Annotated in this window: 7 protein-coding genes; 6 read left to right on the forward strand and 1 reads right to left on the reverse strand. The window is 65.2% G+C overall.

The window, feature by feature from the left end; translation table 11 throughout:
* Window positions 1-68: 68 nt before the first annotated feature.
* The 6 genes from I55_RS20255 (at window position 69) to I55_RS36150 (ending at window position 10466) form a co-directional block, all read left to right on the forward strand.
* Window positions 69-1499 (forward strand): MFS transporter, encoded by a 1431-nt coding sequence (locus I55_RS20255; protein ID WP_044562386.1) that lies wholly within the window; start codon window positions 69-71, stop codon window positions 1497-1499.
* Between the two features lie 135 nt (window positions 1500-1634).
* Window positions 1635-3347: an FAD-dependent oxidoreductase gene (locus I55_RS20260; protein ID WP_049974333.1), complete on the forward strand. Its 1713-nt coding sequence runs from the start codon at window positions 1635-1637 to the stop codon at window positions 3345-3347.
* Between the two features lie 80 nt (window positions 3348-3427).
* Window positions 3428-5146 (forward strand): alpha-keto acid decarboxylase family protein, encoded by a 1719-nt coding sequence (locus I55_RS20265; RefSeq protein WP_044562387.1) that lies wholly within the window; start codon window positions 3428-3430, stop codon window positions 5144-5146.
* A gap of 197 nt (window positions 5147-5343) precedes the next feature.
* On the forward strand, window positions 5344-6765 hold the full coding sequence (locus tag I55_RS20270) for a glycosyl hydrolase 53 family protein (RefSeq protein ID WP_064742522.1): 1422 nt from the start codon (window positions 5344-5346) through the stop codon (window positions 6763-6765).
* A complete protein-coding gene (locus tag I55_RS20275; RefSeq protein ID WP_044562388.1) occupies window positions 6765-9131 on the forward strand; it encodes a glycoside hydrolase family 2 TIM barrel-domain containing protein in 2367 nt (788 codons plus the stop codon). The genes I55_RS20270 and I55_RS20275 overlap by 1 nt, the downstream gene beginning before the upstream one ends.
* Window positions 9132-9713: 582 nt before the next feature.
* Window positions 9714-10466: a hypothetical protein gene (locus tag I55_RS36150; protein ID WP_148293862.1), complete on the forward strand. Its 753-nt coding sequence runs from the start codon at window positions 9714-9716 to the stop codon at window positions 10464-10466.
* Between the two features lie 79 nt (window positions 10467-10545).
* On the opposite strand, the gene I55_RS20280 is transcribed toward I55_RS36150, so the two are convergent.
* A complete protein-coding gene (locus I55_RS20280) occupies window positions 10546-13155 on the reverse strand; it encodes a TonB-dependent receptor (RefSeq protein ID WP_083901286.1) in 2610 nt (869 codons plus the stop codon).
* Between the last annotated feature and the right edge of the window lie 165 nt (window positions 13156-13320).

Genomic DNA, 13320 nt, shown 5'->3' on the forward strand with positions numbered 1-13320 from the left:
CGGGACGGGCGGACGGGTAAGACGCCATAGTCAACCCGTCATCCCGTCCCTCGCACCCGCCTGCCCTCATGACAGCCAGCCTTCCCACCCCGTCCGGCCGCCACAGCCGCGCCGTGACCTATCTGGTCGCCGGCGCCTTTTTCATGGAGTTGCTGGACGGCACGGTCATCGCCACCGCCATGCCCCAGATGGCGCGGTCCTTCGGCGTGGCGCCGGTGGACATGAACATCGGCATGACGGCCTATCTGCTGGCCCTGGCCGTTTTCATCCCCATCAGCGGCTGGGTGGCCGACCGGTTGGGGCCGCGGACCGTGTTCGGCGGCGCCATCGCCCTGTTCACCCTGTCCTCCCTGCTGTGCGCGCTGAGCCCCGATCTCTGGAGCTTCACCGCCGCCCGGATCCTGCAGGGCCTGGGGGGCGCGGCCATGGTGCCGGTGGGGCGCCTGATCATCCTGCGGATCACGGAGAAGAAGGACCTGATGCGCGCCCTGGGCACCACCGTCTGGCCGGGCCTGGTGGCGCCAGTGCTGGGCCCGCCCCTGGGCGGCCTGATCGTCACCTATGCCTCCTGGCCGTGGATCTTCCTGCTGAACCTGCCCCTGGGCCTGCTGGCCCTGGCGCTGACCGTCGCCTGGGTGCCCAAGGAACGGCCGGCCGACGCCCGGCCGCTGGATCTTGCCGGCTTCCTGCTGTCCGGCGGCGCCCTGGTGGCCCTGGTTTATGGCCTGGACACCCTGGGCCAGGGGGCGGGATCGTTGGGTCAGGCCCTGGCCGGGGTGGCGCTGGGCGTGATCCTGGCGGCGCTGACGGTGCGCCATTGCCGGCGCCATCCGGCGCCGCTGTTCAAGCTGGATGCCCTGCGCCTGCCCACCTACGCCCTCACCGTCTGGGGCGGGTCCGTGCAGCGGGTGGCCATCGGCACCGTGCCCTTCCTGACACCGCTGCTGTTCCAGACGGTGCTGGGGATGGACGCCGTCACGGCGGGATCGCTGGTGCTGTGGATCTTCGCCGGCAACCTGCTGATGAAGCTGGCGACCAACCAGGTGCTGCGCCGCTTCGGCTTCCGCCGCGTGCTGGTGATCAACGGCGTGCTGGTGGCCCTGTCGCTCTCGGCCTGCGCCCTGTTCACCACCGACACGCCCAAGGCCGTCATCGCCGCCGTGCTGTTCGTGGGCGGCGCCTTCCGGTCCATGCAGTTCACCAGCCTGGGCACCATCCAGTTCGCCGACGTGCCGCAGGCGGAGGTCTCCGCCGCCAACACCCTGGCCGCCATGCTGGGGCAGTTGACCTCCGGCCTGGGCGTGGTCGCGGGAGCGCTGGCCCTGAACCTCGGCGCCTTCCTGCGCGGCCACGCCCAGGGCAACCCCGACCTCACCGACTTCCGCAACGCCTTCCTGGTCATGGGCGCGCTGATCCTGGTCAGCCTGCTGGATGCCTGGCGGCTGGCGCCCGACGCGGGACAGTCGGTCAGCGGACACGCGCCAGCATTGAAAACATGATCTCATCAGAAATCGTCGCAGACATCAAAAGTGCACGTTAACGAAGCGTTGATTATTAAATTACCCTCATAACGCGTATTCTGCCCCACGGTTCGCCGGCCGCATGACGCGGCGGCGACTTGGGGAGGATATCGGATGAGCAAGATCCTGGACGTCGCGGTGATCGGCGGCGGTGTCGCCGGCGCCTATTGCGCCTGGCGCCTGACGGGCCCGCAGGGCCTGAAGGAAGACAAGCGGCGCGTAGCCCTGTTCGAATACAGCGACCGTATCGGCGGCCGGTTGTATACCAAGACCTTTCCCGGCATGCCCAATATCGCGGCGGAGCTGGGCGGCATGCGCTACATCATACCGGAAAAGGGTGATCCCACCTCCAACCAGCCCATGGTCAGCAACCTGATCGACGCGCTGGACCTGCCCAGCCACGTCTTCCTCATGGGCAATCCGGAACCGGGTCCCGATGGCAAGCCGATCGGCGAGAAAGAGAACATCCTGTACCTGCGCGGCAAGCATCTGCTGGTGAAACAGCAGTCCGACCCCGCGCAGGTGCCCTACAATCTCAGCTGGAACGAGCGTGGCAAGACGGTGAACGACCTGCAGGTCTTCGCCATGAACCTGCTGGTCCCCAACAACCAGAACCTGTCGCTGGAACAGTGGATGAACACCACGGTGTACGGCCACCCGCTGTACACCTACGGCTTCTGGAACCTGATGTCGCAGACGCTGAGTTCCGAGGCCTACCAGTTCATGAAGGACGCCGGCGGCTATGACGCCAACGTCGCCAACGCCAACGCCGTCGCCCAGTTGCCGGCCACGGAATACGCCAACACCGACGGATTCCGCGCCATCACCGGCGGCTATCAGCGCCTGCCCCTGACCCTGGCACAACAGGCGGCCGACCAGGGCGCGCGGATCCACATGAACCGGCGCCTGGCCAAGATCGAGAAGGACGCCGAGGGCACCTACAAGCTGACCTTCATCGTCACCGAAACCAAGCTGGTCGACACCGAATTCGGCGGCGTGCATGAGGAGACCAAGGACAAGGACGGGGCGCCGCCGGAGATCGTGCACGCCCGCGACATCATCCTGGGCCTGCCCCGCCGTTCGCTGGAGTTGATCGACTGGGAAGGCTGGAGCCAGAAGGGCGTGAAGGAGATGCTGTCCAGCGTCCTGATCCAGGACGCCTTCAAGCTGCTGCTGGCCTACGACTATCCGTGGTGGAAGGCCATGAACCTGGTGGCCGGCCGTTCCATCACCGATCTGCCGGTGCGCCAGATCTATTATTTCGGGACGGAGGAGGACCAGCCGGGCGGCGAGAAGGGCAACACCCGCTCGCTGATGATGGCCTCATACAACGACATCACCACCGTGCCCTTCTGGAAGGGCCTGGAGCACGGGCCGCCCTTCGTCGGCCGCCGCCCCAAGGATGTGGCGCCGCTGGCCAAGGAACAGGCCGGCGCCAAGGGCGATGACGAGCGGGTGGTGCCGCTGGCGGAATGCGTGGCCACCGACGCCATGGTGGCCAGCGCCCACCAGCAGATCCTGGAGGTGCATGGACTGGTGGACGTCGACCAGCCCTATTCCGCCATCTACCACGACTGGTCGGGCGACCCCTACGGCGGCGGCTGGCACGAATGGAAGGCCGGCTTCCGCTACAACCACCTGATGCCCAGGATCCGCCAGCCCCTGGCGGCGGAGAAGGTCTACATCTGCGGCGAGGCCTATTCCAACAACCAGGGCTGGGTCGAAGGATGCCTGCAGACGGCCGAACACGTCCTGCGCGACAAGTTCAAGCTGGAATGGCCCGCATATCTGACCGGCCTGCCGCCGGAGAAGATCCTCGGGCCCTGATCCCCAGCCACAGCCCCGTGGGACCGCGCCGCCAACCGCGCGGTCCCGCCCCCTTTTCCCGATACGGGAGCGCCCAGCCCATGAGCCCCTTACCCGATCATTTCACCGTCAGCGACTACCTGATCCAGCGCCTGTATGAGGTGGGTCTGCGCGACGTCTTCACCGTGCCTGGTGACTATGTCGCCCGCTGGTTCGACTATATCGACGACAAGGCCCGCAATCCCGACACGCCGCTGACCCGCATCGGCTGCCGGTCGGAGCTGGAGGCCGGCTACGCCGCCGACGCCTACACCCGCCTGCGCGGCGTGGGCTGCGCCGCTGTCACCTATGGCGTAGGCGCCTTCTCCCTGGTCAACCCGGTGGCGGGTTCGTATGTCGAGCGCCTGCCGGTGGTGGCCATTTCCGGCAGCCCGGGCACGGCCGCCACCGACCGGCCCTTCGCCCGCACCTACAAGATCCTGCTGCACCACGCCACCGGCGACTACCGCGCCGACCGCGACGCCTACCAGCACATCACCGTGGCGGCGAAGATCATCCGCGACGCCGCGCACGCCCCGGCGGAGATCGACCGCGCCCTGGGCCTGGCGCTGGCCCACAAGCGGCCGATCTACCTGGAGATCTGGCGCAACCTGTGGGATGCGGAATGCGCCCGGCCCGCCGGCGCGCTGGCGGTGCCCAGGCTGGCCACGGACAACACGGCCGTGACCCAGGCGGCAGCGGCGGCCGCCGTCGCCATCAAGGCCGCCGCCAGGCCCCTGTTCTGGGCGGGTATCGAGCTGCAGCGCTTCGGCCTGCAGGACGCCTTCGCGGCCCTGCGCGACCAGACCGGCCTGCCCTATGTCACCAGCCTGCTGGCCAAGAGCGTGCTGCCCGAAACGGCGGAAGGCTTCGTCGGCACCTACACCGGGCCATCGTCGGACTATACGACATACCAGACGGTGGGTTCGGCCGACCTGCTGCTGGTGACGGGCGACCTGATCACCGACGACTATGAGGGCATCGTCGCGGCCGACTTCAGCACCATGATCGTCGCCTATGACGACACGGTGCGCATTGGCGCGGCAACCTACAGCCAGGTGCCGCTGGCCGCCTTCCTGACGGCATTGGCCACGGCGCTGAAGGACCAGCCGGCGCGGGAGCCCTGGGCCACCAAGGGCCCCGCCACCATCGACCCGGACTACAAGCCCTTCCCACCGGATCTCGTCACCTACGCCCGCTTCTTCAAGCGCATGGAAAGCTGGGTGGATGCCGACATGACCCTGGTGCCGGATGAGAGCAGCAGCATGTACGTCAGCTGCAACATCCCGGTGAACCGGGCAAACGGCTTCGTCAGCCAGGCGGCCTGGGGCGCCATCGGCTATGCGTCGGCCGCCGGCTTCGGCCTGTCGGTGGCCGATCCCACCGCGCGGCCCGTGGTCTTCGCCGGTGACGGCGGCTTCCAAATGGTGGCGCAGACCATCAGCAGCATGGCGCACTATGGCCGCAACCCGGTGGTCTTCGTCATGGAGAACGCCATCTATGGCATCGAGCAGGCGCTGACCAACTCCGCCACGTACACGGAGGATGAGCCCTTCAACGCCTACAACAAGATCCCGAAGTGGGAGTATGCGGAGTTCGCCCGCGCCCTGGGGGCCAAGGCCGCCCGGGTCACGACGCTGGAGCACCTGGAAACGGTGCTGGCGGAGGTGAAGGAGGATCGGGAGCATGTCTGGCTGGTCCAGGTGGTGCTGCCGGAACGGGACATCCCGTCGGAGATCCTGCGCCTGGCCACCAACACGCCGCCCACGCCGGGCGCGTGAGCTTCCTTTTTGAACGGGCGGGGTGGCCGGCGACGTCCGCCCCGCCTTCCGTCGCGGTGGTTGACATCTCGATCTTATTTATATGATAAAAAAGCGTCCCGCCAAGAGCGGGGCGCCCGCGCCCTTGCGGCCGGGCCTCAGAAGAATGAGCACCCCTGGGAGGGGGGTTCCCGAGCCCGGAAGTGAGGCTGTCCCCAATGCGCCTGTCCCGCCTGATGCCGTCCCCCGCGCTGGCACTGTCCCTTGCCCTGGCGGCCGCCCCGCCATCGTCGCCCGCCATGGCCGCGTCCCCAGTCCCGACGCCGGCCCCGGCCGTGCCCTATCTGGGTGCTGATCTGTCCTTCACCAATGAGATGGCCGACTGCGGCGCCATCTTCACCGATGGCGGACAGCCGGCCAACCCCTTCCAGATCCTGAGCCGGCACGGCGGCAACCTGGCCCGCATCCGCATCTGGAACAATCCCGACTGGACCCGCTACAGCACCCTGGACGACGTGAAGAAAAGCATCCGCCTGGCCCATGAGGCGGGATTGCGGGTGCTGCTGGACTTCCATTATTCCGACGACTGGGCCGATGGCGACAACCAGCCCATCCCCAAGGCCTGGGAGGGGTTGGACCAGGCGCATCTGATCCAGGCGGTGCACGACTTCACCCGCGACACCCTGGCGGCGCTGGCGGCCGAGGATCTCACCCCCGACATGGTGCAGGTGGGGAATGAGACCAATGGCGAGATCCTGCGGGCGGCGAAGACCGAGGGCAAACCCATCCGCTGGGCGCGCAACGCCGCCCTGCTGAACGCCGGCATAAAGGCGGTGCGGGAGGCGGCGGCGGCCACGGGGCACCCCATCCGCGTCATGCTGCACGTCGCCCAGCCGGAGAACCTGGAGACTTGGTTCGCCGATGCCGAGGCCGCCGGCGTCACCGACTTCGACATCATCGGCCTCAGCTACTACCGCAAATGGTCACGCCAGCCGATGGCGGTGATGGGCCGCACGGTCAACCGCATGGCCACCCGCTTCGGCAAGCAGGTGCTGCTGGTGGAAACGGCCTATCCCTGGACGCTGGAGCCCAGCAGCGCCTCACCCAGCGTGCTGGGGGAGGACAGCCTGGATCCCGCCTATCCCGCCACACCGGCGGGGCAGCGGTCCTATCTGCTGGACGTCACCCGCACCACCATCGCCAACGGCGGCCTCGGCGTCGTCTATTGGGCGCCGGACTGGGTCGCCACCCGCTGCCGCACCCGCTGGGGCGAGGGCACCACCTGGGGCAACGCCGCCCTGTTCGACTATGGCGCCCGGCACGCCGCCTTGCCCGGCTGGGACTATGTGGGCGCCACCTATCCCACGCCTGTGCCCGTGACCTTCCGTCTGGCCGTGCCGGCGGGCGTCACGCCCTATTTCTGGGCTGACTTCCTGGACAACGGGGCCGGCGGCTTCCCCGTCAAGGCCACGGATGGCGAACTGGAGATCCACACCACCGTCATGCCCGGCACCATCATCCATTATCAGCTGTTCGATGGGCCGGGGCTGGAGCATCCCCTGTTGCCGGCCGCCAAGGATGGCGTCGCCAGCCGCACCATCACCACCGCCACCACCGTGACCCAGAAGGCCGGCCGCTGATGTTGAAGACCTCCCTGTTGAGCCTGGCCGCCCTGCTGGCCAGCTCCGTCTCCGCCTTGGCCACCGATACCGCCTTCAACGACGGCTGGCGCTTTCACCGGGTGGAAAGCGGCCCCGCCCTGGGGCATGACGCCCTGCCCGCCGCCGGCTGGACCTGGGAAACGGTGCGCCTGCCCCATACCGCCAAGGTGGAGGCGCGCGTCATCCAGGCGCCGGGCCGGCAGGCGGCGGGCCCGGCGCAATGGCAGGGCGACGCCTTCTATGTGAAGCGCTTCCGCACCGACCCGGCTTGGAAGGGCCAGCGGGTGACCCTGCGGTTCGAGGCGGCCATGAACGTGGCCGACGTCTGGCTGAACGGCCGGCACCTGACCACCCACCTGGGCGGCTTCCTGCCTTTCACCCTGGACCTGACGGACGGGCTGAAGGCGGACGGCGAGAATGAGGTGGTGGTGCATCTGGACAACCGCGACAACGCGGTGACGGGTCCCAAGCCATTGAAGGACCTGGACTTCAACACCTATGGCGGGCTGTACCGAGGTGCCACCCTGAGCGTGCGGGCACCCTTGCACATCACTGATGAGATGCTGGCCGACCATGTCGCCGGCGGTGGCATCGTCGTGCGCCAGACCCACGTGGATGGCACGCGCGCCAACCTGACCGTGACGACGGAGGTGCGCAACGACGGCGCCAAGGCGCAGCACTTCACCGTCACCCAGCGCCTGGCCCGCGACGGCAAGACGGCGGTGCAAACGACCAGCGAGACCGTGACCCTTGCCCCTGGCGCCGCCCTGTCCCTGCCCGTTGACCTGTCGGTGGCCCATCCCCGTCTCTGGTCCCTGGATGATCCGGCGCTGTATGACCTGGAAACGACGGTAACCGCCGACGGCAAAGCGGTGGACAGCCGCCGGACCCGCATCGGCCTGCGCAGCATCGTCATGACCAAGGACGGGCTGTGGCTGAACGGGCGGAAGACCGTCCTGCGGGGCGTCAACCGCCACCAGGAATACCCTTACGTCGGCTACGCCCTGTCGCCGGAGGCCAGCCGGCGGGAGGCGCGCCTGATCAAGGCCGCCGGGTTCGACTATGTCCGCCTGTCGCACTATCCCCAGGACCCAGCCTTCATGGACGCGGCGGATGAAGTGGGCCTGCTGGTGCTGGACGGCATCCCCGGCTGGCAGTACGCACCCCCGGATCCGGCCTTCGCCGCCCAGGTGGTGCGCACCTGCCGCGACATGATCCGCCGCGATCGCAACCACCCCAGCGTCCTGGCCTGGGAATGCTCCCTGAACGAATCCCCCATGGCGGACGCGTTGGTGGATGCGCTGCACGCCACGGTGCATGAGGAGCTGCCCGGCCCCGGCGTCTACTCCGCCGGCTGGATGCCCCGCGCCTACGACATCTACCTGCAGGCCCGCCAGCATCGCCTGCCGGAAACGGGCAAGGAGGCGCCGGCCGCCGCCCCCGACAAGCCCCTGATCGTCTCCGAATATGGCGATTGGGAGTACTACGCCATGAACGCCGGCTTCCAGCAGGGCCAGTGGGGCGACCTGCTGCCCCAGGAACGCAGCAGCCGGCAAGAGCTGGGCGGGCCGGAAAAGGGCCTGCTGCAACAGGCCACCAATGTGCAGGAGGCGCACAACGACAACCTGGGCCTGACGGCGGTGGGCGACGGCTATTGGGCCATGTTCGATTACAATCGCGGCTATGCCCCGGACCTGGAAACCTCCGGCGTGTACAGCATCGACCGGCTGCCGAAGGAGACCGCGTTCTTCTTCATGAGCCAGCGCGACGCGAAGGCGGATGGCAGTGGCGCCATGGTCCACATCGCCACCCGCTGGACACCGGACAGCAGCCCGGACGTGCGGGTGTTCAGCAACGCCGACGCCGTGGAGCTACGCCTGAACGGCCGGCTGATCGCCCGCCAGGCGCCGGACCAGGACCGCCTGTCCACCCATCTGCGCCACCCACCCTTCACCTTCCACCTGGATCGTTTCGAGTCAGGAACATTGGAAGCGGTGGCCTATGTCGGCGACCGCGCCGTCGCCCGCCAGCAGGTGCGCACCCCCGGCGCGCCGCATCACCTGGAACTATCGCCGGACACCCAGGGTGTCGCCCCCGCCGCCGGCCATAATGACGTGCTGTTCGTCCGCGCCCGCCTGGTCGACGCCGACGGCACGACGGTTCCCACCACCGGCACCGACATTCACTTGGGCCTCACCGGGGACCTGACGCTGATGAGCCCGGACCATGTGCCAACAGAGGCTGGCACCGCCAGCTTCCTGATCCGCATCGGTGATAGCCTCAAAGGCGCCGCCGTCACCGCCGACGGCGCGGGCCTCGCGGCGGTGAGCATGGCCGTGCGGTGAGGTCGACGGCCCCAGAGACTTTGGCCCAAGGTGATCGGCCTTGAATAGGCGTGAAGTGTGACGGCGGTATTACCTGCCGTGTCCGCTATGCCCTCTATCCCCTACAGGATAGCGTGGTTGGAAGGGCATGCCCGCCCGTGGACTTCCCCTGGTAATGCGCATGGTAGGTACCGCATAGTTACAACAGTTATTTCCTGCCGGCGGAGGGAGCGAACAACATCGCCATTGCCCATCCAGCTTCTCCAGCCTAGCCGTTTACGAGGACTATAGCAGCCGTGCGGCCGACGCCCCTAAGTGTCAGGCCGCCTCCGCCTTAGAAGCATACAATCGCAGCGCCCCTTCGCTACGAACGCAGCGTCATGCGGCTGGTACTGGACTGAAACCGCCTTGTCGCTTCCGGCTTCGCACTGTGCATTCGGCTGAAGTCGCGGACTAGACCTCCCCACCTTCCATTTTCGGCCACAACTATGGGGAATCTCAACATATTATTGCCAATATACAGACTGGTGATACTCTCCTTTGCCGAGACATGGAAACGCCACCTCTCAGCAATAAATATTAACCAGCCGATCTCAACGGAACATGATGATGGAAAAAGGAACTGCGGATATATTGGTGACATTTTGCACTAGGGTATCTAAAATATCCGATCACGATGCAAAAATAACCTACAATGCATTATCAGATATACTTGGAATAGATCCAGACAGTTCAGAATTTTACTCTATGATTGTGTCGATAAGAAGCACCTTCATCAAGGTGCTTGATGAAATGAGCGCGAATCAAAATATAGATGAAGAGAACAAAACATATATTTTTAATGACTTGGAATCAGTGCCAAGAATATTCACTATACAGAATATGCATACAGTTTGGCAAAATTCGCGGATTAAATTATCAAATTGCACAAGATCTATGCGGTTTCTGGCAAACTTTAACAGAATATATGGATCAAACGAAGAAATAAAAAGGTCAGATATAGATAAAATTGAAAATGATATTAATTTAGTTGCCGATTCCATCAAAGATCTGAAAGCAAGCGCTGAAGTCGTAGAATTATTATCTCACTATATTCGGTCTATTAAGGCCATTCTCCGCTTATCTGATTGCCTTCCCGCAGACGCGATATGGGACATGGCAGTGAAATTAAACGCCGACTTGTACAAATCAAGAAATAAGTTTTCTGAGAATGAGGACACGGGCGGAGCTTTCAGTAAAGTTAGAAAAGCCGCTGCCGACCTTGCGAATATTTGTGACAAGGTAAATAGTGCCGGCAATAGCATTAGCGGATTAATAGAGAAAGCCAACCATATAGCCGGTTTCATAACAGGGTGAAAAAGGCCGGAGCAGCGATATGCCCCGGCCGGGAGGAGGTAGAGAGAGAAATAGAAACTAGGAACTTACACCGGCCCACTCAGTACTTGAACGTCACATCGAAAGAGTAGCGCTGGCCGTATTTCTCATAGCGGGCCAGGCGGTCCGGCATGTTGTCGAAGTAGAGGCGCAGCGGCTCGTTCGTCAGGTTGTTCACCTGGAAGCGGAAACCGATATTTTCGTTGAGCTGGTAAGAGGCGCTGAAGTCCAGCGTGTTCTCCGCCTCCAGCGTCGTCAGCTGCGTGGCGTCCCAGCCGTAAATGGTGGTGAAGCGGCTGTGGTACTTGTAGCCCAGGCGGGCCTCCACGCCAGCGTGATTATACCACAGGTCCACCGTCGCCGTGTGCCGCGCCAGGCCATTGGCCGCCAACGGGTTGTTCACGGGGGCGTACTCGTGAACGTTGCTGTTCACATAGGCGTAGTTGGAATAGATGCCGAAGTTCTGCAACGGCTCCGGCAGGAAGAAGAACGGCGTCTGGAAGGTGAACTCGGCCCCCCGGATGAAACCGCCACTGCCGTTGAACGGGCTGATCATCTGATAGGGGACGCCGTTGATGTTCTGGATGGCGGTCTTATAGCCGACGTTGCTGTCCAGGTATTTGTAGTAACCGGCGACGGCGACCAGCGCCTCCGGCCGGAAGTACCACTCGTAGGACAGGTCGATCTGCTTGGCCTTGTAGGGCTGCAGCTTGGGATTGCCACCGCTGCCGGTGGGGGTGTTGCCGGTGGTGTCCAAGCTGCGGCTGGCGCGCAGCTCATCCAGCGGCGGGCGGGAGATGGCCTGCGACAAGCCCAGGCGCAAGGTCTGGTCCGGAGCCACCTGGAAGTTCATGTTCAGGCTGGGCAGCGGCTCGGTATAGCTGTTGGAGACGCTGACCGGGCTGTAGGGGCTGCCGTTGACGGACTGGAAGGCGCCGCTGTCGGTGTCCACATGGATGACCCGCACGCCGACGTTGCCGCTGACCGGCACGCCGAACAGGTCGGTGTCGTAGCGCAGCTTGGCGTAGCCCTCCTGCGTCTTCTCGTGCACATGCCACTTCTGCGACAGATCCTCCGTCGCCAGGCCGGGGTTCAGGCCGCCCAGGGTTTGCTTGACCAGGCTGTCGAAGTCACCGTCAAGCAGCGCCGGCATGGTGTAGCCCGGCACGGTGAAGGTGCTGAGACCGCTGGGCAGGGTGCCGCTGGTGGGGGTCTGCGTCCAATTGTAGGCGGCGTACCACTTGGTGCGGTCGGCGATGCGCAGGCCGAAATCGAAGGAGCGCAGCACGCTGCTGTCCAATTCCCGGCTGACGTCCAGGCGGCCGGCGCCCAGGCTGTCGCGCAGATGGTCGGGGCCGGTGTTGTTGCCCTGGGCGACCGAAAGGTTACCGCTGGCCAGCGGGCTGCCGACGATGGAGATGCTGGGCGTCACGCCGGAGCGGAAGTCCCAGGTGGTGTCCACCGGGTTGGTGCTGTCGATGTACAGCGCGTTCCAGGTGTTGTCACGGTTGGCATAGCTGTAGGAGACGTCACCCGTGACGGTCCACTTGTCGGCCGTCCACTTGACGTTGGTGCCGGTGTTGAAGACCGAGTTCTTCTGGTCGTAGCGGGCGATGACGTTGCGCAGGTAGTTGTAGCCGACGGTACCCGCGGCCACGTCGCCATTCTGCAGCGTGTAACTCTTGTACCAGGTGCCGGTGCCGTCCCAGTTGCCCCAGTTCTGGAACCATTGCTGGTTCTGGTTCTCCACGATGTGGAACTGGGAGTAGAAGGCGTCGACCTTGATTTCCAGGTTGTCGGTGGGCCGCATCTGGATGACGCCCAGGGCCCCCTTGCGCAGTTCGTCGATGCGGGTGACGGCGGTCTGGGCCCCCCAGGGGGTGGGATCGGTCTTGCCGTCGCCGTTCAGGTCGCCGGCGTTGTCGACGTTGTAACCCCAGCCCTGGATGGAGGCGTAGCCGTTCTTCTGCTGCTGCACCGTGCCGCCCAGCGCGATCGCCACCTTGTCATTGATCTTGCCGACGTAGGTGGCGCTGCCGCGATAGCCCACGGGGCTGTAGCTAGGCAGGTCGGCGGCGGCACCGTAGTAGACGGCGCCGAAGCGGCCGACGAACTGCGGCCCGGTATAGTCCAGCGGCTGGATGGTCTGCAGGTTGACCGTGCCGGCGATGCCGCCGGCGATCAGGTCGGCGGATTGCGCCTTGTAGACCTGCACGCCCGTCAGCAGTTCCGACGGGTACTGCTCATAGCGGATATTGCGGTCCGGCTCGCTGGACGCGACCTCGCGCCCGTCCACCGTGCCGAAGGCCAGGCGCGGCCCCAGGCCACGGATGACGGCCTGGCTTTCGTTGCCGCGGTCGCGGGTGCCATTCAGGCCGGGGAGGCGCACCAGCGCCTCGGCGATGGTCACGTCGGGCAGCTGGCCGATGTCCTTGGCGGAGATCGCCTCCGACACCACGTCGGTGGCGCGTTTCTGGTCAAGCGCGTCGCGCAGACTGGCGCGCAGGCCGGTGACGACGATTTCCTGCAAATCGTCGTCGGCCGCCGCCTGGGCCTGGGCGGTGCCGGCGGCCAGCGTGGTGGCCAGCGCGCACAGCGCCACAGCGCTGGCGCCGCCCCGGATGCGGGCGGTGAATGGACGGAAATAGACTCTCTTGGCTGGTTTCTTCATGACCCTCCCCTTCGCGTTCTTTTGGCCGGCCCTGTCCGGACCGCCCTTATGGGTGGAGATTTTCCCCCACCCCGGCGCCCGCCACCCGATGGACCCGCCCGCGCCGGAGCGCAAACGCAATCTGCAGGGTGCGCGAATGACCGCCTGAGTTTTATCAATAATCGA

The organism is Azospirillum sp. B4, from assembly GCF_000333275.1.
Classification (GTDB): Bacteria; Pseudomonadota; Alphaproteobacteria; order Azospirillales; family Azospirillaceae; genus Nitrospirillum.